This is a genomic window from Streptomyces sp. NBC_00576 (assembly GCF_036345175.1).
GTDB lineage: Bacteria > Actinomycetota > Actinomycetes > Streptomycetales > Streptomycetaceae > Streptomyces.
Genome location: NZ_CP107780.1, coordinates 8,038,114 through 8,058,066, shown reverse-complemented (window position 1 = coordinate 8,058,066; position 19,953 = coordinate 8,038,114). Strand labels below are relative to the sequence as shown.

Sequence of the window (19,953 nt, the reverse complement as noted above, 5' to 3'; positions counted from 1 at the left end):
CCGGACGGGTCAGGTGCAGCAGTCGGGGTCCAGTCCCGTCGGCAGCAGCTCGCCGCCGAAGACCGTGCAGGTCGCCTCGTGGCCGCCGAGTGCGGCGACCGCGAGGAGCAGTGAACCCGCCGTCCAGGTGGTGAGTTCGCGCGGCCAGATCGCTTCCGCGTCGAACACGTACCCCGTCCAGTACAGGCCGCTGTCCGTATCGCGCAGGTGCTGGATCGACTGCAGGATCTCCAGGGCACGGTCGGACTCGCCCACCGCCCAGAGCGCCAGGGCCAGTTCGGCCGACTCGCCGCCCGTCACCCACGGGTTGGGCACGACACAGCGCACCCCGAGTCCGGGGACGACGAAGCGCTCCCAGCCCTCCTCGATACGGGACTTGGCCTCCGCGCCGGTCAACGCGCCGCCCAGGACCGGGTAGTACCAGTCCATCGAGTAGCGGGCCTTGTCGAGGAACCGCTCGGGGTGCCGGCGGATCGCGTGCCGCAGTGCGCCCACCGCCAACTCCCAGTCGGGCTGCGGCTCTTCACGTTCGTCGGCGATGGCGAGCGCGCAGCGCAGCGCGTGGTGGACGGACGAACTCCCGGTCAGCAGGGCGTCCTTGATGTCCGTGCCGTCGTCCTCGCGCTTCCACCCGATCTCACCGCCGGGCTGCTGCAGCTGGAGGACGAACTCGACGGCCGCGAAGACCGTCGGCCACATCCGGTCCAGGAAAGTGTCGTCGCCGGTGGCGAGGTAGTGGTGCCAGACGCCGACGGCTATGTAGGCGACGAAGTTGGTCTCCCGGCCCCGGTCGGTGACGGCGTCCGCGTCCCCGTCGGCGTACGCGGCGTACCAGGAACCGTCCCCGGCCTGGTGGGCCGCCAGCCACAGGTACGCCCGCTCGGCGGCCTCGTGCTCGCCGGCCGCGTCGAGGGCCATCGCGGCCTCGGTGTGGTCCCACGGGTCGAGATGGTGCCCCCGGAACCACGGAATGGCCCCGTCCTCCCGCTGCTCCGCGAGGATCCCGCGGACGGTGACGGCGGCCTGCTCGGAGGTGAGGACCCCGGGCAGGACGAGGTGTTCTGTCCGGGGGGTCGTCACTTCGCGGCCACCTCGGCTTCGGACTTGGAAAGGCTCGGGAGGTGCGGCTTGGTCGCGTACGCCACGAAGCTCTTGCCGATCAGCGGGTTCAGGGCCTGCTCGGCGACCCGGGTGACCAGCGGCTTCTTCATGATGTCCCAGACCAGCAGCTTGTGGTACGCGCGGACCGGCAGCACCTTGTCGTTGTCCACGCCGAACGCGCACTTCAGCCACCAGTACGGGGAGTGCAGGGCGTGGGCGTGGTGGGTGCCGTAGGGCTTCAGCCCCGCTTCCCTGATCTTCGCGAGGAGCTCGTCCGCCTTGTAGATGCGGATGTGGCCGCCCTCGACCTCGTGATAGGCGTCGGAGAGGGACCAGCAGACCTTCTCGGGACCGTAGCGCGGCACGGTGATCGCGATCCGGCCGCCGGGCTTAAGCACCCGGACCATCTCCGCGAGGACGCCCTTGTCGTCCGGGATGTGCTCCATGACCTCGGAGATGATCACGACGTCGAAGGACTCGTCGGGGAACGGCAGAGCCAGGGCGTTGCCCTCCATGGCCGTCGCGGTGGCCCCGGCGGGCGCCTCGCCCGCCTCCTTCATCGCCGCGAACCACTTGGCGACCTCGCGGATCTCGTCACCGTTCTGGTCCAGCGCCACGACCTGGGCGCCGCGCCGGTAGCACTCGAACGCGTGCCGGCCGGCTCCGCAGCCGAGGTCCAGGACACGGTCCCCCGGGGCCAGCGGGAACCGGGTGAAGTCGACGGTCAGCACGAAGTCCTGCTTTCGCGGTCGGGGGTCACGTTGGGGGTGGGCGTGGACTTGGGCGTGGACTTGCGTGCGGGCGTGGAGCGGGCGATCGCGTCGCGGTAGTGGGCTGCCGTGCCCTGCGCAGCTCGGGCCCAGGTGAAGCGGGTCAGTACGCGCTCGCGGCCCGCCCGGCCCAGGCGCGCCCTCAGTTCCGGGTCGGCGAGGAGGGTCGCCAGGGCGGTGGCCAGGGCTCCCGGGTCGCCGGGCGGGACGGCCAGGCAGGTCTGGCCGTCGGGGCCTGCGACCTCGGGGATCGCTCCGCCGGTGGTGGCGACCAGGGGCGTGCCGGTGGCCATCGCCTCCGCCGCCGGGAGGGAGAAGCCCTCGTACAGGGACGGTACGCAGGCGATCTCCGCCGAGCGCACCAGGTCGACGAGTTCCGCGTCCGAGATGCCCTTGACGAACTCGACGGCGCCTTCGAGGCCGTACCTCTCGATGGCCTGGGCGACGGGCCCGTCCTCGGCGCGCTTGCCGACGACCACGAGGTGGGCGCCGGGATGTTCCGTACGTACCTTCGCCAGCGCCTCGACGAGGAACACGAGCCCCTTGAGGGGAACGTCCGCGCTGGACGTGGTCACGATGCGGCCCGGTATCTGGCGCACCGCCGGGTCGGGTGAGAAGAGGTCGGTGTCCGCGCCGATGTGCACGACGTGGATGCGGTTGTCCCGTACGCCCAGATGGTCGACGATCTCCTGGCGCGACGTGCCTGAGACGGTGAGCACCGACGGCAGACGGCGCGCCACCCGCTTCTGCATGCGCGTGAAGCCGTACCAGCGCCGTACGGACATCCGGCGGTGTATGCCGTCGGCGGCGTCCAGTTCCAACTGCCGGTCCACGGTGATGGGGTGGTGGATCGTGGTGACGAGTGGGGCGCCGAGGTCACCCAACAGGCCGTATCCGAGCGTCTGGTTGTCGTGCACGACGTCGAACTCACCGCTCCGGGCCCGCAGTTGGCGACGGGCGCGGAGGGAGAAGGTGAGGGGTTCGGGGAAACCGCCGGTCCACATCGTGGCGACTTCGAGTGCGTCGATCCAGTCGCGGTACTCGTCACGCCCCGGAGTGCGGAAGGGGTCCGGGTGGCGGTAGAGGTCGAGGCTGGGCAGCTCGGTGAGGACGGGGTCGGGACCCACCTCGTACCCATCGGCTCCGTCGCGTCCGTCGAGTACGTCCAGCACGGGGTACGGCTGGGAGCCGATGACCTCGACGCGGTGTCCGAGCCGGGCGAGCTCGCGCGACAGATGGCGTACGTAGACGCCCTGGCCGCCGCAGAACGGGTTCCCCTTATAGGTCAGAAGTGCGATCTTGAGCGGTCGCTCGCCGTCCGCGGCAGGATCCCCCTGAGGGCCTGCCTCGCTGGCCTCGGCCGTCACTCCCGGCCCCCTTCTCCCCACGGTTTCCCGCGAGACTACGACGGGACGCTAATCTAGAACAAGTTTCAGACTTGATCGTTCAGGAGGCTCCGAATCTACCGGCAGGTACGTCGACTGTGAGCGGTGGATCAGGTGATTCGCGCCACGGCGGACGCACGATGCGGACGTGCCATGCTGACTGTTTGCTGACACACGACTGCCCGATCGCCGCCCGGTCGTCCACTCGATCACCGTGCGATCACCGACTGTCACGGAACGGGAACCATGCCTGCCGACGCGAAGGTGGAAGCACATACGGCACATACGGCGCGACCGAGTTCGTCGACCGGTTCGCTGCCGCCCTCCGCTCCGCTCACCGAGCGGCAGGAGGCCCGTCGGCGCCGGATCCTGCACGCGAGCGCGCAGTTGGCGAGCCGGGGCGGTTTCGACGCGGTGCAGATGCGGGAGGTCGCGGAGTCCTCGCAGGTCGCGCTCGGCACGCTCTACCGGTACTTCCCGTCCAAGGTTCATCTCCTGGTCGCCACCATGCAGGACCAGTTGGAACACATGCACGGCACACTGCGCAAGAAGCCCCCGACGGGCGAGACGGCCGCGGAGCGGGTTGCGGAGACCCTGATGCGCGCCTTCCGCGCCCTTCAGCGTGAGCCGCATCTGGCGGACGCGATGGTGCGGGCGCTGACCTTCGCGGACCGCAGTGTTTCGCCGGAGGTCGACCAGGTCTCCCGTCAGACGACGGCGATCATCCTGGACTCGATGGGGCTGGGCGAGGGCGGGCCGGGCGGGGGGCACCCGACGCCCGAGCAGCTGTCGGCGGTGCGCGTCATCGAGCACACCTGGCACTCGGCGCTGATCACCTGGCTGTCGGGCCGCGCCTCGATCGCCCAGGTGAAGATCGACATCGAGACGGTGTGCCGACTGATCGACCTGACCGACCCGGAGAAGGCCCGACCGGAGAACGCCTGACCGGAGAACACCCGAGCAGAGAAGGGGCCTGAGTGGCCCGAGCGCGCTCCGAGCGCGCGAAAGTGACCTACGAGACGGGTTTCCCTGCGCCGGTATTACCCGGATCAGGTCCCGGGGTCGCCTTCCGGCCCGAGCACTGCCGTCCGGCCTCTCAGCCCTACCGTCAACGTCGGCCCCAGCGGATGCCGAAGCGTCTCGCCAGAGTCGGCTACTACGGTTGAGCTCCCTCACTCGTCCCGTAGGCCTACTTCCACAATATGACTAATTGCCGGATATGGAACCACTTACGGGGGATTTTTACTCCTCCGGCGGAAACACCGGTTCCCCACCCCCCAGCAGCGTGATCATGATCGCCTCCACCGGACAGTTCTCCGCCGCCGCCAGCACCTTCTCGTTGGCGTCCGTGTCCGGTTCGACGGGGTGGGACTGCATCCCCGTGTCGAGGCGGAAACCGTCCGGGGCCCGGTGGACGCACTGGGCCGAGCCGATGCACAGCGAGCGGTCCACCTCCACGTGCCAGCGGTCGCCCATGCCCGTTACCCCTCCCAGCCGGCCGGGAGATGGATCATCTTGTGCTCCAGGAACTCGCTGTACCCCTCGGGCCCGAACTCCCGCCCCAGCCCCGAATTCTTGTAGCCGCCGAACGGGCCGAGCATGTCGAGGCTGAAGGTGTTCACCGAGTACGTGCCGGTACGGACCTGCCGCGCGACCTCGATGCCGTGCGCGACGTCGGCCGTCCACACGCTGCCGGAGAGCCCGTAGTCCGAGTCGTTCGCGATCTTCACGGCCTCGGACTCGTCGCCGTACGGGATCAGGCAGATGACGGGGCCGAAGATCTCCTCGCGGGCGATGCGCATCGAGTTGTCGACGTCGCCGAAGAGGGTCGGTTCGACGTACCAGCCGCGGTCGAGGCCGGCGGGGCGTCCACCGCCGGTGAGGATCTTCGCGCCCTCCTCCTGGCCGATGCGGATGTAGTCGAGGTTGCGCTGCTGCTGGCGCTTCGCGACCAGCGGGCCGACCTGGGTCGCCGGGTCGAGCGGGTCGCCGACCACCAGCGCGCTCGCGGCCTGGGTGAAAGCGTCCGCGAACTCGTCGTAGCGGGAGCGCGGCAGCAGGATGCGGGTCTGGGCGACGCACGCCTGGCCGTTGTTCATCCAGGCGGCGGCGGCGATGCCGGGGACGGCGGTGTCGAGGTCGGCGTCGGGCAGGACGACGGCCGCCGACTTCCCGCCCAACTCCAGCGTCACGCGGGTGAGATGGCGGGCGGCGACCTCCATGACGCGCTTGCCCGCGGCGACCGAGCCGGTGAAGGAGACCTTGTCGATGCCGGGGTGCCCGACGAGGTACTCGCTGACCTCGCGGTCGGCCGGGAGGATGGAGAGAACGCCGGGCGGCAGTCCGGCTTCCTTCGTTATCTCCCCGAGGATGTACGCGTCGAGGGGCGACTCGGGCGACGGCTTGAGGATCACCGTGCAGCCGGTGAGCAGCGCGGGCGCGAGCTTGGCCGCCGCGACGAACTGCGGGACGTTCCAGGGGGCCACGGCGGCGACGACGCCCACCGGCTCGCGCCGGACGAGGATGCGGCCGAGGACTCCGTCGCGCGACTCCTCGTACGTGAAGTCGCGGGCGACCGTGATCGCCGCGTCCCACACCATCATCGCGCCGAGTGCCTGGGCGAGGACGCTCCAGGAGTACGGGGAGCCGTTCTCGGAGGAGATGACGCGGCCGATCTCCTCGTACCGTGCGGCGATCCCGTCCTTGATGCGGGTGACGACGGCGATCCGCTCGTCGAGGGTCATCCGCGGCCAGGGTCCCTCGTCGAAGGCGGTGCGCGCGGTGGCGACGGCCCGGTCGACGTCCGCCGTCGAGGCGTGCGGCACGCGGCCGAAGACCTCTTCGGTGTGCGGGGAGATGACCTCGATGACGTCCTTGCCGAGGGGGTCGGTCAACTCCCCGCCGATGAACAGCTGTCCGTGTTCCACGAGCTCGGTCATGGCCGACTGCCTCTCGCCGACTGCCTCTCCGGGTACCGTCTCTGACGGATCGTCAGACAGATAGATACGGAGACAGTTACCAGTTCCCCTCCGAGGAGTCCACAGGTCTCGCACCACTGCGAAGTAAGTGACTCGGGCTCCCATTGAAACTGGTTCTAGTTATAGTTGGGCTGGCAACCGGCCACAGGGGAGCCCATGACACAGGTGTCGACGCAGGTGACCGATCACGGCGGGGGCGTACGGTCTCTCCGGGTCCCCATTCCGAACAACCCCCTCGGGTACACCCTGGTGTATGTCGTCGACACCGACAGCGGACCGGTGCTCATCGACACGGGCTGGGACGACCCGCTGTCCTGGGACACGCTCGCCGAGGGCCTGTTGGCGTGCGGCACGGCAGTCGGCGAGATCCACGGCATGGTGATCACCCACCACCACCCTGACCACCACGGCCTGTCGGGCCAGGTCCGCGAGGTGTCGGGCGCGTGGATCGCGATGCACGAGGCCGACATCTCCCTGGTACGGCGGACACGCGACAACCGTGCCGAGCGCTGGTTCACCTACATGACCGCGAAACTGGCGGCGGCCGGAGCGCCCGACGACCACCTGGCGACCCTGGGCGCGATCCCCCTCGGCTCCCTGCCCGGTTTCTCGCCGGCGCTGCCCGACCGCGAGATCGTCCCCGGCGAACTCCTCGACCTCCCCGGCCGCCGTCTGCGCGCGATCTGGACGCCTGGCCACACCCCGGGCCACGTCTGCCTCCACCTGGAGGAGGCCCACCCGGCCCAACTCCCGGGCAACGGCCGCCTGTTCTCCGGCGACCACCTGCTCCCCGGGATCACCCCGCACATCGGCCTGTACGAGGATCCGGACGACACGACCATCGCCGACCCCCTCGGCGACTACCTCGACTCCCTGGAGCGCATCGGCCGCCTGGCCCCGGCGGAGGTGCTCCCGGCCCACCGCCACGCCTTCCCCGACGCGACCGTCCGCGTACAGGAGCTCCTCGACCACCACGACGAACGCCTCGCCGGCCTCCGCGCCCTCCTCACCACTCCCCTCACCCCCTGGGAACTGGCGGTACGCATGGAGTGGAACCGCCCCTGGGCCGAAATCCCCCCGGGATCACGGAACATCGCGGTCTCGGAGGCCGAGGCCCACGTCCGCCGACTGGTCAAACTGGGCCAGGCGGAGGCGGTGACCGGCAGCGAGCCGGTGACGTACGTGGCGGTGTGACCCGCAGCCCTGAGCCATCTGTCCGGCGGGCTTCATGGCAGTAGCGTACGGATCAACTCCTCTGCCTCTCCCAGCAGTTCGACCTCGCCCCGGCTCATCGTCGGGTTCGCCGCGCGCCGCCTGCGCGCCTCCGGCAGCCCTTCCGCCGTCCGGCCCGCCTCCGGCACGGCGGACGGGGCTGTCAGCATGGCGGCCAGCATCGCGCGGGCAGGTTCGGCCAAGGGGTCGGCGGCCCTGCGCCCGCTGGGTGCCGGTATGGCCGGTCTGGAGCCGATGTTCTTCCCGATGGTGCTGAGCGGACGGGTGCTCGGCCCGGCTTCGGGTTCGTCCTCGGCTCGGTGACCATGTTCGCGTCCGCGCTGCTCACGGGCGGGGTGGGGCCCTGGATGCCGTTCCAGATGCTCGCGATGGGCTGGTTCACGATGGGCGCGGGCCTGCTGCCGGGCGCGGAGCGGCTGCGTGGCCGCGCGGAGCTGCTTCTCCTCGCCGGCTACGGCTTCCTGGCCGCCGTCGCCTACGGCACGGTCATGAACCTCGCGGGCCGGCCCTTCATGGGCGCGCCGGCCTCGAACATCGCGTCCGTGCCGGACGCGCCGCTCCCCACGAACCTGGCCCGCTTCGTCACGTACTGCCTGGCGACCTCGCTCGGCTGGGACCTGGGACGCGCGGTCTCACCGTCGTACTGACGATCACCCTCGGCGCGACCGTCCTCAAGGCGCTGCGCCGGGCGACGCGGAGGGCAGCTTTCGAGAGCCAGGTCACTTTCGACGCGTCCGGCGCGTGAAGCGGCCCACAGGACGTACATCACCTACGAAGCGAACTAGTAGGCCGATACCCATGTCATGCCCACACAGAAACCGCCTCTGACCTGCGCATTGAGAGCCAGATCACAAAGGGCTCCTAAACCCCACATACGACCACAACTAGCAAAAGGGGTGATTGCGGACGCCCGTCGATCCTGTTTCTCTGAAGCAGTCGCACGGCGCCGACGAGCCCTCACGGGTCGCGGCGCCGCCGCATGTCACCGCCACACACGCAGCAACGCAGCACGTGGCATCGACTTGCCCGCGACGGCCCTGACCCCGAAGAAAAGGTTCTCCGTGTTCGTCTCCCGTATCGCTCGTTCCATCGCCACCCCGAAGAAGGCCCTCACCACCGCCGCCGTGGCCGCCGCCACCGCCGGCATGGTCCTGGCCGCGGCTCCCGCCGACGCGGCGACCACCGCTTCCGCGTCCGACGCCAGGGCGATCGCGCACAAGCTGATCCCGAACGACGCGCAGTTCAACGCCTTCAGCAAGATCGTCGAGCACGAGAGCGGCTGGAACGTCAACGCCATGAACGCCTCCTCCGGCGCGTACGGCCTGGTCCAGGCCCTCCCCGGCTCGAAGATGGCCTCGGCCGGCTCCGACTGGAAGAGCAACGCCTCCACCCAGATCAAGTGGGGCCTGAAGTACATGAACGAGCGCTACGGCAGCCCGGTCGGGGCCTGGAACTTCTGGCAGGCCCACAACTGGTACTGAGCCGACCGTGCACGACACAACGTACGTACGCATGTGTGTACGAAGGCGACGGCCCCCGGTCTTCCGGGGGCCGTCGCCTTCGTACGTATGTCCCCGTACATCCGTGGTGGACTGACCCGATGAGCGCAGAGGCAACCGAGCCGGCCCAGCAGCCGCCGCCGTCGTCGTCGCACGATCCCGAATCGCGCGGGCTGCGGCTCGTGGCCGTTCTGCTGGTGCTGACAGTGGTCAGCGGGCTGATCGACGCCGTCAGTTATCTCGGGCTCGGCCATGTCTTCACCGCCAACATGACCGGCAACGTCGTCGTGCTCGGCTTCGCCGCCGCCGGGGCACCCGGCTTCTCCGTACCGCACACCCTGGTGTCGCTGGGTTCGTTCGTGGTGGGCGCGGTGGCCGGCGGGCGGCTCGCGGTGCGGCTGGGCGGCGGTTCGCGCCGGAGGTGGGCCCGGATCACCCTCGCCGTCGAGGCGGTGTTCCTGGGCGCGTCCACGGTGGTCGCCTTCGCGGCGCCGGACGCGACGGCCACCGTCTACGCGCTGATCGCGGTCACCGCCTTCGCGATGGGCCTGCGCAACGCGACCGTACGCAGACTGGGCGTCCCCGACCTGACGACCACCGTCCTGACGATGACCCTCACCGGTCTCGCCGCCGACTCCCGCGCGGCCGGCGGTACGGGCGTCCACTCCCCGCGCCGCTCGGCGTCGGTGGCGGCGATGGCACTGGGCGCGCTGCTCGGCGCGTGGCTGGTGGTCCATCACGGCCTGGGCATCCCGCTCCTCGTCGGCGCCGTGGCGGTGGCGGTGTTGGCGGTGAGCGCGTCGGGCCGGGAGTGAGCGGGGCCGCGGCCGCGTGCTGGCCGTCGATGAGGAGTCGTGCGGGGAGACGCTCAGAGGGGGCTGGGGCGGAGTGAGCGGCAGGCGCATGCCGGCTCGGGGGCGAGGGAAGCGAGGGTGGCCGCGAGTACGTCGCGAAGCCGCTCGGTGGTCCGGGCGAGGGCCGGCGGCGCGGCTCGCCAGGCGTGACGTGAGTGCCGGAGTCATGGTGCCTGCTCCCGTGCGAGGGACAACAGATCCGGGTGGCGGCGTGCGTGGCCACGCCCGGCCGGGGCGGGCCGAGGTGGTTCCTCCGGCCGGAGGACCAGCGCCGTCTTCCAGCCTGCCAGCCGTGCCGCGTCCAGTTCGGTGGGCGAGTCGGAGGCGAACAGGATGCCGTGCGGTGGCAGAGACAGCGCGGCGGCGATGGTCCGGTAGGAATCGACCGCCTCCTTCGGACCCGCGTTGGCGGTGTCGAAGTAGTACGTGAGCCGGCTGCGGAGATCTCCGTACGGCGTGTGCGCGAACCACAGCTGCTGGGCCTGGACCGATCCGGAGAAGTAGATGTGGACCGCCGCTCCCCCGCTCCGCCAGATGTCCAGTGCCTCGACGGTGTCGGGGTAGACATGAGCCGTCAGCTCGCCCTTCGCGTAGCCCTCCGCCCAGATCAGGCCCTACAGCCTCTTCAGGGGGCCGAGCTTGCGGTCTTCGTCGGACCACTGCTCCAGAGTGCGCACAGCGGAGCCCTCGTCGTCGGCAGCTCCGCCGTCCTTCAAGTGGATCAACTCCAGGGTGTCCGTGGAGTACTCGGTGCGATACGGGACGGACGCGACCTTGCCCGGTGTCCTTCAAAATTCATGCCTTTGATGAAAAGGTGTCGCGATTTGTCACGCCTTGGCTTGGCGCCTTGTGTCATCGCTCTTCACGGTCTCGGCCAAAGGCGCCGTGGCCGGTTCGGTGACCGTTCGCGCCTGAACCCGCTCCGAGTGCACCAACGCCACACCGCCGAGGCACACGGCGATGCCGAGGCCGCTCACCAGACTTATGGCGTCGCCGAACATGAAGAAGCCCCAGATCAGCGTGGCTGGTGCGGTCAGGTAGATAAGGGAGCTCACGTAGGTGACTCCATGGCTCTTCAGGATGATCCAGTACAGGCCGTAGCCGCCCAGGGTCGACAGGCCGATCAGCCAGGCGATGGCCAGCCACGCCTGCCCGGCCGTGGGCATGGCGGCCTGTCCTGTGCCCAGTCCGACCAGGGTGAAGAAGATCGCACTCGCGGCACACTGGACGGCCAGTGAGTCCATCAGGGGGGCTCGCGGCTTGGCCTTGCGTTCGATGAGGGTGGCCACGGTCAGCGCCACCATGCCGATGAAGGGGATGAGGTACGCCCAGGCCGGCACATCCGGACGCAGGCCGAGGTCACCGCTGATCACGACAGCGACGCCGACGAGACCCACACCCAGGCCCCACCACTGCCTGACCGAGGCGTGTTCGCTGAGCAGCAGCCCTGCCAGGACGCTCGCGCACACAGGCTGGAGCGCGTCGATCAGCGACACGATGCCGCTGGTCACGCCGAGTTGCACGGCCCCGAACATGCTGAAGAGGTACACGCTCTGCGAGAACAGCCCGAGCAGAACCTGGACGGCCAGTTCGGCCGGTCCCATCCGGTGTCGTCTGATGACGAACTGGAGCAGCAGCAGGATGGCCGCGACCGCTATGAACCGCCACATCAGGATGGTGACGGCACTGGCCACGGCCGTGCCGAGACCGGCGCCGATGAAGCCGGAACTCCACATGACGACGAAGAGTGCGGCTAGGACCGGCTCACCCCGCAGGGCGCCGCGAAGTCCGCTCATGTGATCAGCTCCCACGAGTAAACACACCGGTATAGCAACTGACGTAACCATACCGTTCGGTGTACCGTCAACACGTGACTGCTATCAGCAAGACTGTCGGCCGGGGCGGGAGGCGCGGAGATCCGCAGCGCCTCACTCCGGCCGGGGCGAGGATCCTCGAGACGGCCTCGCGGCTCTTCTACGACCAGGGGATCCGCGCCGTCGGCGTGGAGGCGATCGCCGAAGAGGCCGGCGTCACCAAGAAGACGCTCTACGACTGCTTCGGCTCGAAGGACGATCTGATCGTCGCCTACCTGCGCGCGCGTGACGCCCTGTGGCGCTCGACCTTGGAGACATACGTCAGCGACCACGGCGGGGCGCCCCAGGAGCGGCTTCTGGCCACCTTCGGGGCGCTGCACGCCTGGCTGCGCGAGCGCAACCCGCGAGGGTGCGCCTTCGTCAACGCACACGTCGAACTGCCCGAGAGTCACCCGGGTCAGGAAGTCGCCCGTGAGCAGAAGGTGTGGCTGCTGTCCTACATGGAGGTCCTCGCGGCGGAAGCCGGTGCCAGGCGTCCCGAGGCGCTTGCCGAGGAGTTGCTGATCCTGCATGAAGGGGCGTGCATCGCCAACTCCATGCGTTCCGTCGACGAGGCGGCCGTCCGGGCCCAGGAGTCTGCCGCGGTGTTGATCGCGCACGCTGTGGATCGATGACGGATTCCCGTCCGCACCCCGGGTCGGCAAGTCAACGATTCATAACTCTTGGCTATTACTCTGCGTGAGATCACGCTGCACGGAGGCCCGCCGCATGAGCTCGGCGCGGCCCCCGCAACCCGTGTGACCTGCGCAATGAGCGTCAACGAGCAAGACTTTTCCCCGTCCGCGAGCTCGTCGGCGGACCCGGCGCGGATGTGGCCGCCGAGAGTCGAGGGTGCCCACGGGGCCCACGGCGGGCCGGAGCGGAGCATACTGGCGTCAATGACAAAGACAGCGGTAACGCGGGCCCATCTGGCCACCAGCCCCTTCAAAGCCCCTGTGGCACCCCCTGCCAAGCTTTTCGCGGCAGGAGACCGGGTCACTCACGACGTCTTCGGCCTCGGCCGGGTGACCACCGTCGAGGATGGCATCGCAGTGCTCGTCGATTTCGGCGGGCGTCAGGAACGGATTGTCAGCCCGTACGCCAAGCTGACCGTTCTGTGAGATCTGCCATGCCCCATCGAGAATCAGGAGACCTTCCATCGAGCTGACTTCTCTGTTCTCCGCGCCGGAACCGACCACGTTCCACGCGAGGACCGATACGCCGACCCCGGAGATCGACCCCTTCCAGGCGCCGGCCTTCCGGGAGGGAACTCCCGGCGCCCCCGGCACCCTGACGGAGGACCCCGGAACCTGGGATCAGCTGTGAGCCGCGCCGTCGCAGCGGCGTGACCGCCGACCGAGTCGCCCAGTGACGGGTCGCGAACTCCAGGTGCCTGTCAGTTACGGGGCATCGGGAGGGCGTACACCTTGTCGAAATGCTGGGCGATCAGCGGATGGTCCGTGCCCGCGGCGGTGTCGCAGGAGAGCTGCCAGTCGTTGATGCCGGTGTCCCGGCCGTCGGTGAAGTTCCACAGCAGTTCGCCCTGTCGGGCATCGATCGCGTAGAAGCCGTCCTTGTTGGCCTCGGCCGTGACGAACACCGCGTCGGCGCCCGCGACCAGGGGGTTCTCCAGGTCCAGCCTGGGGGTTTCGCAGAACCAGCGCCTTGAGCCGGTGGCCGCGTCGAACGCCTCGACGCCGTGCGGGTTGCTCGTCGTGCAGTACACCGTGCCGTCCGCCACCGCGACGGAGGCGAAGCCGCCCTTGTCCTCCCGCACCCGCCAGCGCAGCGCACCGGTCTCCAGGTCCACGGCGATGAGCTCATTGTCGGCGGCGAACACGGTCCCGTCGAGCACCACCGGAGCCGACCGGGTTTCCGCTGCGGACGCCATGGGATGGCTCCACAGCACACCCCCGTTGCGACCGTCGCCGCCACGCGCCGTCAGCCGGTGCAGCCCGTCCATGTAGACGAAGCGTTCGGCATCGATGAACGGCTTCAGGTCGAGGCCGATGTCCTGCGGGCTGATCGGGATGACCTGGGCCAGGCGCGCCTTCAGATTCGTACCGAGGACGACGTTCGTGGACGTGGCAGGCCCCCGCGACCCGTCCGGTCTGTCCTGGCGGTCGAACCGCAGTCCGACGATGGTGACCGTGCCGATGGCCCCGCCGAGCAGCGTGTCGAACCGGAAGTCCGCCCCGAAGTCCAGCGAGTACCGCTCGGCGCCCGTGATCGGGTCGACGCCCAGCACGGTCGCGCCGGTGCCGAGGGCGACGACGACGTCCGAGACGATCAGGGGCGGGGTGGGCGACTGGCTGATGCCCCGGTAGGTCCACCGGGGGCGGGCGCCGTCGGTGAGACCGAGGCAGAACATGGTGCCGGACTGCGTCTTCAGCAGGGCGGTGTCGTTGTAGAACACCGCCGGTGCCTGGAGGAGCGGGGCGCTGCGGTACGTCCACAGCGGTTCCGGTGCCGGACCGGCGGGCGTCGCCACGCTGCCCGACCCGTCCTTCGATCCGTGGAGCAGTGCGGTGACGCCGGTACCCAGAGCGAGCGCGGCGACTGTGAGGACCCCTCGGCGGGAGAGGCTCGGCTGGGCGGGGCGCCGGGCCCGGTGGGTGCCCCGCTCGGGCGACTGCGCAGGCGGCTGCACGGGCGGTTGCTCGTGCGCCGGGCCGGGCTTCGGTTCCTCGGGGAAGACAACCTGGTGGGGGCTGCTCTGGCGGCGCTCCGTGACCAGTCGCTGGACGGCCGCCAGGCGCGGATCGACGCGGAGGCCGCCGGGGGCGGGGGCGCCCGTCAGGACGGCACTGGCCCGCTCCCGGCCGACAACGTTTGCCTGCTCTTCGAGCCCGAGGTCCAGGTCCATGAGGGCGGCGGCCTGTCCTCTTATCGAGGCGAGAACCGGTTCCGGCAGCCAGCCGTCCCAGTCCACCGCGTCGACTCCGCCGGGCGCGCACGCCGCCGACACCCGGTCCGGGCTGGGTCGGGCGTCCGGGGACTTTTCGAGGCAGCTCCCGATGATCGTGTCCAGGGGGGCGTGGACGCCCGACAGGTCGGGTGTGCCGTGCACCACCTGGTACAGCAGGGTGGCCGCCGACGCGCCGTCGAAGGGCGCCTGCCCGGTGGCCGCGTAGGCCAGGACCGAGCCGAGACAGAACACGTCGCCGGCCGGTCCCATCGGGTTCCCTGTGGCGTGCTCGGGGCACATGTATCGCGGGGAGCCCAACAGCACGCCGGACAGGGTGAGTTCGTAGCCGTCGGTGGCACGGACGATGCCGAAGTCGATGACGCGCGGGCCCTCGGCGGAGAGCAGCACGTTGGACGGTTTGAGGTCGCGGTGCACCAGCCCCGCGGAGTGCACGGCGATCAGCGCCTCGGCGAGTCCGGCGCCGAGGGCCAGTACCGATCTCGGCGGCAGCGGCCCGTACGCCTCGACCGCCTCGGCCAGCGTCGGACCGAGGATGTGCGTGGTGGCCAGCCAGGGGACGGGACCGTCCGGGTCCGCGTCCACGACGGACGCCGTGTAGGTGCCGCTCACCGCCCGCGCGGCGTCCACCTCACGGCGGAACCGGGTACGGAAGGCCCGGCCGGAGGCCAGCTCCGGACGGATGACCTTCACGGCCACTGTCTGTTGTCGGTCGTCCTTGGCGAGAAAGACCTCGCCCATCCCTCCGGCGCCGAGTCTCGCGACTGGACGGTACGGCCCCAACCGGTCCGGATCCGTGGGACGAAGTGGCTCCATTGTCCTCAGCTCGCCTGTTCCCCGTCTGTTCCCCGTCTGCTCCCCGTTGGATGTGTCTGGGGGGAGAGTAGGTGCTGTAGGGACAGTTGGCTGACGCAATCGAGCAACTCATGGCCATTACTTGAGACTTCAGGCAGGGATTGTCCGGACGTTACTCGTGACGACAGGACGAATCCGGCACGACTCGCCTTTCCTGCTCGCCTTTCCTGCCCGCCTGTCCTGTACGGCCATCAGCTCCGCGTCGCGTACACGATCAGGTTGTTCACCGGATGACCCTGGGCGTCGAAGTCGCCGTCGCACGTGATCAGCCGCAGGGCACGGTCCTGGGTCGGGCCGTAGACCTTCTCCGTGGGGAAGGCGTTCTTGCCGACACTCTCCGTGGCCGTGACGGTGAAGTGGACGGCTTCGCCCGTCACATCGGTGACGGTGATGTCCGCACCCTTGGTGATCTTCTTGAGGTCGTGGAAGACGGCCTTGCCGAAGCGGGTGTCGTTGTGGCCGATGATGACGGCCGCGCCGACCTCACCGGGCACGGCACCGCCCGTGTACCAGCCGGCGGTCATCCCCTTCTCGGCCGGCGGGACCTCGACCGTCCCGTCCGTGTTGAGGCCCAGGTCCATCAGCGAACTGGTGATCCCCACGGAAGGGATGGCGACCTCGGCAGGCGCCACCGGAGCCGCCGGAGCGTTCGGGGCCGCGGGCTGCTCGGACTCCGGGGCGCCGGGCGAGGCGGTGCCGACGGCGCTGGGGACCGCCTGGACCGTCGGGTCCGGGGTGGACGAGCAGCCGGTGAGCACGGTGATGAGGACGAACAGGGTGACGGTCGCGAGCAGGGCGACGGCGAGGCGGCCCCGGCAGAGGGCCGGACGGGGTGCAGTGGGCAACGCGAGCTCCAGGACAGGGTGCGGGGCTGGGGCCTGGTCGTCACATTCCCGTCGTCCGCCCGGAGGGCGGGCCTGGCGCCCGCCGCGGCAGCGGCCGAGTCCGAGCAGGTGCGTGCTCTCGGCGTGCCGGGCGGAGCGCGCATGGCGTCGCGGGGCAGGCGGGATGTGACGACAGGCCCCAGGGGTTCGGGGAACGCACAGGGCGCCGCCCGGTGAAGGGCGGCGCCACCGTTTCGTACGAGAGGTCGTGCTGCCGGGTCAGCTGTCGCGGCGGGCGGTGGTGCGGCGGCGCAGTACGTAGGTGCCGGCGCCCGCGAGGAGCAGCGCGCCCGTGGCCGAACCGATGAGCGTGCCGGTGTTGTCGTCCTGGGCGGGGGCCTCGCCCGCGGCGACACCGCCCCGCGGGAAGTCCTTGCCTCCGGCCTTCTGGGCTTCGGCGGCCTTCCGGGCCTCGGCCTCCTTGAGCGTCCTGGCGTCCTCGGCCTTCTTCTTCGCCAGGGCCTCCTTGTCGGCCGGGGTCGCGTCGGACGCGCCCGGCGTCGGAGTCGGGTCGGTGGCGAAGGCCGCGGTGGCCGGGACGAGCAGCGCGCCGGCCGCGACGCCGGTCAGGACGGCGATGCGAAGAGTGCTCAGCGGACGCAGGGTGAGACGGCGGGACATGTAAGGGCTCCAGTTCCAGCCCGGCTTGGTCGTTCCTGGTTGCCGATCCGCACCAGGTTCCGGGCATGGCCCCACCCTGACGGCCACTTGTGAGGAAACTGTCAGAGCGCTGTCGTCATCCCATCAGGGTCGGTGGAGGACCTCGCCGGCAACCGCAGGGTGAAGGTGGCCCCCTCCCCCTCGGTGCTCGCCACGTCCACCGTGCCGCCGTGGGCCTCGGCGAGCTTGAGGACGATCGCCAGGCCGAGGCCGCTGCCGCCGGTGCTGCGGTTGCGGGACTTCTCCGCCCGCCAGAACCGGTCGAACACGTACGGGAGATCGCCCGCCGGGATGCCGCTGCCGGTGTCGGACACCTCGACGGCGAGCTCGTCCCCGGCGTCGGTGACGTACCGGCGCAGGGTCACCGTGCCACCGGCCGGGGTGTGGCGTACCGCGTTGGAGAGCAGGTTGCTGACGGTCTGGCGCAGCCGTACGGGGTCGGCGTCGAGGAGCGGTGGGCGAGGGGTACCAGGCGGGGCCGGCAGGACGGTGAGGGTGACGCCCGCCGTCTCGGCCAACCCCTGGTGTGCGGAGGCGACCTGGCCGAGCAGTTCGTCGATCCGTACCGGCTTCCGGTGCAGCCGCAGGGCGCCCGCGTCGGCGGCGCCGAGGTCCTGGAGGTCGTTGATGAGGTGCTGGAGCTGCACCGCCTCCTCCAGGAGCGAGGAGACGAACGCCGGGTCCGGCACGGCCAGTCCGTCGTGGGCCGCCTCCAGCCAGCCCCGGATGTTGCTCAGCGGTGTCCGCAGCTCATGGGCGACATCGCTGACCATCACCTTGCGCTGCTCCTCCAGGCGGGCCCGGTGCGCGGCCATGTCGTTGAAGGCCGCCGTCAGCCGCCCGATCTCGTTGTCCGAGACGACGGGCACGGGCACCGGAGTCGCGTCCAGGCCGTCCCGCATGCGCTGAGCGGCGCCGGTGAGCGCGTGCAGCGGGCGTACGAGCCTGGCTCCCGCGAGTACCGAGGCGCCGACGGTGAGGGCGAGGACGAGGGCGGTGACGCCGGCGATGCGTGCGGTGTTGGCCCGGGAGAGGTCGAAGCCGGGCACGCCGGCGGCTCCTGGGCCGTCGATGAACAGCAGTGCGGGATCGGCGACATAGCCCGTGAGCTGTTCCCGGCGGGCGCTGTCGACACAGTTGGCCACGGCCCGGTCGTACGCGCTGTCGCGGATCTCGCCGGGGGCGTAGTCGAGTGCGCCGCCGGATGCCGCCTCGCGTTGGGCCGTCGCGGCGTCCTCCGCCTTCTTGGCGGCCAGGGCCTTCGCCTCCCGATCGCTGAGGCCGTCCTCGGCGACGGGGGCCGCGTCGTCCCGTCCGTACCCGTAACTCCGGTCCCAGGACAGGTCCAGGTTCAGTTTCACGGCGGTGCGGCCCTGTCGTTTCAGGCAGGCGTCGGCCAGTTGGTTGAGGGCGCTCAGGGCCTTCCGCTCGGTCGCGGTGGGACCGACCGGGTAGGACGACAGACACTTCGTTGCCATGTCACGGTCGGTCACGCTGTCGGTCCCGCCCTCGGTCTCGTCGCTCACGAACTGGACGCGGGGCCGTCCGCCCGGGCTCTCGACGATGTCGGCAGCGATACCCATCTGACTGAGGCACTCCACCCTCCGGTCGGAGGCCTTCCGCAGTGCGTCGCGTTCCTTCGCGGGCAGCCGGAAGGGCCCCACGGCCCGTGGATCGACGCGGTTGGCGCCGGCCCCGGCGGCGTCGGGCACGAGCTCGGTGTCGACGGCGCGGGGGTCCACGACCGCCGAGGGCTGCGGTGCGAGCGGAGCCGACGTGGAACTGCCGCCCGCAGAGCGCGAGTCGGCCGAGGCCGCCGAGTCCACGAACGGGCGTCGGTCCTCCGCGGTCAGCACGATCCGGCGCCCGGACTCACCGGCCAGCTCTCGCACGGTGGTGTCGACGCCCGCCCAGTCGGGGTGGGTGGCCGCGTATCCGAGGAGGGTGTCGTAGATCTTCGCGTCGGACCTGAGGTTCTGTCCTTGCTCCTGGCGGATCGCGACGGAGGTCGTCTGCACGGCCAGCCAGGCGGTCGCGGCGACCGAGCAGGAGGCCACCAGCGCCGACACGGTCAACAGCCGCCCGGCCAGGCTCTTGCGGAGCGGCAGTCGGCCCTTCGCACTCACCGGATCACCCTTGTCAGGACGACGCATGGCGCACGTTCCTCGCGGGGTCCGTCAGTTTGTAGCCGACTCCGAAGACGGTGACGATGCGGGACGGGCGTCGTGGGGCGCGCTCGATCTTCTTGCGCAGGTTCATGATGTGCACGTCGACGGTCCGGCCGCTGATGTACTTGTCGAAGCCGTGCAGTTCCTCCAGGAGCCGCGCCCGGGTGAAGACCCGGCCGGGCTGGGCCGCCATCGCCGCGAGGATACGGAACTCACCGGGCGTGCACTCGACGGGCGCCCCGGCGACCGACACCTCGTGCCGCGCCGGATCGACCCGGAGTGCGCCGACCGCCAACACCTCGCCGTCCGGGGCCGCTTCGGGCTCGGGGGCAGGTGCGGGGGCGGGTACGGTCACGGGCGCCGGATCGGTGCCACGCCGGTTGCGGCGCAGCAACGTCCGTACTCGGGCCGTCAGTTCGCGCGGGCTGAACGGCTTGGTCATGTAGTCGTCGGCGCCGAGGTCGAGGCCGAGCAGCAGATCGTCCTCGGTGCTGCGGGCCGTCAGCATCAGCACCGGCACCTCCCGGCGTTCGGCGCGCAGGATCCGTACGACGTCCAGGCCGTCGGCTCTGGGCATCATCACGTCGAGGACGACCAGGTCGGGTTCCTGGTGCCGGACCGTCTCCAGAGCGGTCCGGCCGTCCTCGACGACCGTGACGGTGTGACCCTCGTGCTCCAGATAGCGGCGCACCAGTTCGGCCTGCTTCGCGTCGTCTTCAGCGACCACAATGTTTGCGCACACGCCGGAGATCGTAGCGACCGTCGGCGCCGGAAGGACGGTAAGCGG

Annotated in this window: 19 protein-coding genes and 1 pseudogene; 7 read left to right on the top strand and 13 right to left on the bottom strand. The window is 70.2% G+C overall.

Annotation, left to right across the window (positions count from 1 at the left end):
• Nucleotides 1-9: 9 nt before the first annotated feature.
• The 3 genes from OG734_RS35035 to OG734_RS35025 are packed head-to-tail and all read right to left on the bottom strand — an operon-like array spanning nt 10 to nt 3,238.
• The gene (locus OG734_RS35035; RefSeq protein ID WP_330291431.1) at nt 10-1,080 is read right to left on the bottom strand and encodes a prenyltransferase; all 1,071 of its coding nucleotides are present in this window, start codon (nt 1,078-1,080) and stop codon (nt 10-12) included.
• A complete protein-coding gene (locus OG734_RS35030) occupies nt 1,077-1,832 on the bottom strand; it encodes a class I SAM-dependent methyltransferase (RefSeq protein WP_330291430.1) in 756 nt (251 codons plus the stop codon). The genes OG734_RS35035 and OG734_RS35030 overlap by 4 nt, the downstream gene beginning before the upstream one ends.
• On the bottom strand, nt 1,826-3,238 hold the full coding sequence (locus tag OG734_RS35025; protein WP_330291429.1) for a glycosyltransferase family 4 protein: 1,413 nt from the start codon (nt 3,236-3,238) through the stop codon (nt 1,826-1,828). Before OG734_RS35025 ends, OG734_RS35030 begins: the two co-directional genes overlap by 7 nt.
• Before the next feature lie 264 nt (nt 3,239-3,502).
• On the opposite strand from OG734_RS35025, the gene OG734_RS35020 reads away from it, so the two are divergent.
• Entirely contained in the window at nt 3,503-4,201 is a 699-nt protein-coding gene (locus OG734_RS35020; RefSeq protein WP_330291428.1) for a TetR family transcriptional regulator, read from the top strand.
• A gap of 297 nt (nt 4,202-4,498) precedes the next feature.
• Here the strand turns inward: OG734_RS35020 and OG734_RS35015 are convergent, their stop codons facing one another.
• Both OG734_RS35015 and OG734_RS35010 read right to left on the bottom strand, forming a co-directional pair.
• Complete coding sequence (locus OG734_RS35015) at nt 4,499-4,732, bottom strand: ferredoxin (protein WP_329277623.1); 234 nt, start codon at nt 4,730-4,732, stop codon at nt 4,499-4,501.
• 5 nt (nt 4,733-4,737) lie between these two features.
• Nucleotides 4,738-6,195 carry an aldehyde dehydrogenase gene (locus OG734_RS35010; RefSeq protein ID WP_330291427.1) on the bottom strand — a complete coding sequence of 486 codons (1,458 nt, stop codon included), beginning with the start codon at nt 6,193-6,195 and terminating at the stop codon, nt 4,738-4,740.
• A gap of 195 nt (nt 6,196-6,390) precedes the next feature.
• Between OG734_RS35010 and OG734_RS35005 the strand changes: the two genes are divergently transcribed.
• Entirely contained in the window at nt 6,391-7,428 is a 1,038-nt protein-coding gene (locus tag OG734_RS35005) for an MBL fold metallo-hydrolase (protein ID WP_330291426.1), read from the top strand.
• A 32-nt stretch (nt 7,429-7,460) separates the two neighbouring features.
• Here OG734_RS35005 and OG734_RS35000 read toward each other — a convergent pair whose 3' ends face one another.
• The gene (locus tag OG734_RS35000) at nt 7,461-7,616 is read right to left on the bottom strand and encodes a hypothetical protein (RefSeq protein WP_443064977.1); all 156 of its coding nucleotides are present in this window, start codon (nt 7,614-7,616) and stop codon (nt 7,461-7,463) included.
• Here OG734_RS35000 and OG734_RS34995 point away from each other — a divergent pair.
• From OG734_RS34995 to OG734_RS34985, 3 genes and pseudogenes are all read left to right on the top strand, one after another.
• Nucleotides 7,588-8,295: pseudogene (locus tag OG734_RS34995) on the top strand (ECF transporter S component); the annotation flags it as partial. The gene OG734_RS35000 and the pseudogene OG734_RS34995 sit on opposite strands and share 29 nt — an antisense overlap.
• Before the next feature lie 233 nt (nt 8,296-8,528).
• Entirely contained in the window at nt 8,529-8,948 is a 420-nt protein-coding gene (locus OG734_RS34990) for a transglycosylase SLT domain-containing protein (RefSeq protein ID WP_330293906.1), read from the top strand.
• Between the two features lie 119 nt (nt 8,949-9,067).
• Nucleotides 9,068-9,781, top strand: a complete 714-nt coding sequence (locus tag OG734_RS34985) for a YoaK family protein (RefSeq protein ID WP_330291425.1) — start codon at nt 9,068-9,070, stop codon at nt 9,779-9,781.
• 203 nt (nt 9,782-9,984) lie between these two features.
• Here OG734_RS34985 and mtnC read toward each other — a convergent pair whose 3' ends face one another.
• Together mtnC and OG734_RS34980 are read right to left on the bottom strand one after the other, a co-directional pair.
• Nucleotides 9,985-10,428 carry an acireductone synthase gene (gene mtnC, locus OG734_RS48110; RefSeq protein ID WP_443065121.1) on the bottom strand — a complete coding sequence of 148 codons (444 nt, stop codon included), beginning with the start codon at nt 10,426-10,428 and terminating at the stop codon, nt 9,985-9,987.
• 219 nt (nt 10,429-10,647) lie between these two features.
• A complete protein-coding gene (locus OG734_RS34980) occupies nt 10,648-11,616 on the bottom strand; it encodes a DMT family transporter (RefSeq protein WP_330291424.1) in 969 nt (322 codons plus the stop codon).
• A gap of 74 nt (nt 11,617-11,690) precedes the next feature.
• Here OG734_RS34980 and OG734_RS34975 point away from each other — a divergent pair, with 74 nt between their 5' ends.
• The gene (locus tag OG734_RS34975) at nt 11,691-12,308 is read left to right on the top strand and encodes a TetR/AcrR family transcriptional regulator (RefSeq protein ID WP_330291423.1); all 618 of its coding nucleotides are present in this window, start codon (nt 11,691-11,693) and stop codon (nt 12,306-12,308) included.
• A 264-nt stretch (nt 12,309-12,572) separates the two neighbouring features.
• The gene (locus OG734_RS34970; RefSeq protein ID WP_330291422.1) at nt 12,573-12,794 is read left to right on the top strand and encodes a hypothetical protein; all 222 of its coding nucleotides are present in this window, start codon (nt 12,573-12,575) and stop codon (nt 12,792-12,794) included.
• A gap of 275 nt (nt 12,795-13,069) precedes the next feature.
• Here the strand turns inward: OG734_RS34970 and OG734_RS34965 are convergent, their stop codons facing one another.
• The 5 genes from OG734_RS34965 to OG734_RS34945 form a co-directional block, all read right to left on the bottom strand.
• Nucleotides 13,070-15,340, bottom strand: a complete 2,271-nt coding sequence (locus OG734_RS34965) for a protein kinase domain-containing protein (protein ID WP_330291421.1) — start codon at nt 15,338-15,340, stop codon at nt 13,070-13,072.
• Nucleotides 15,341-15,645: 305 nt separating this feature from the next.
• The gene (locus OG734_RS34960) at nt 15,646-16,299 is read right to left on the bottom strand and encodes a class F sortase (protein ID WP_330291420.1); all 654 of its coding nucleotides are present in this window, start codon (nt 16,297-16,299) and stop codon (nt 15,646-15,648) included.
• 258 nt (nt 16,300-16,557) lie between these two features.
• Entirely contained in the window at nt 16,558-16,959 is a 402-nt protein-coding gene (locus OG734_RS34955; protein WP_330291419.1) for a sortase-dependent protein, read from the bottom strand.
• Between the two features lie 101 nt (nt 16,960-17,060).
• Complete coding sequence (locus OG734_RS34950; RefSeq protein WP_330291418.1) at nt 17,061-19,151, bottom strand: sensor histidine kinase; 2,091 nt, start codon at nt 19,149-19,151, stop codon at nt 17,061-17,063.
• Nucleotides 19,138-19,908 carry a response regulator transcription factor gene (locus OG734_RS34945; protein ID WP_330291417.1) on the bottom strand — a complete coding sequence of 257 codons (771 nt, stop codon included), beginning with the start codon at nt 19,906-19,908 and terminating at the stop codon, nt 19,138-19,140. The genes OG734_RS34950 and OG734_RS34945 overlap by 14 nt, the downstream gene beginning before the upstream one ends.
• Between the last annotated feature and the right edge of the window lie 45 nt (nt 19,909-19,953).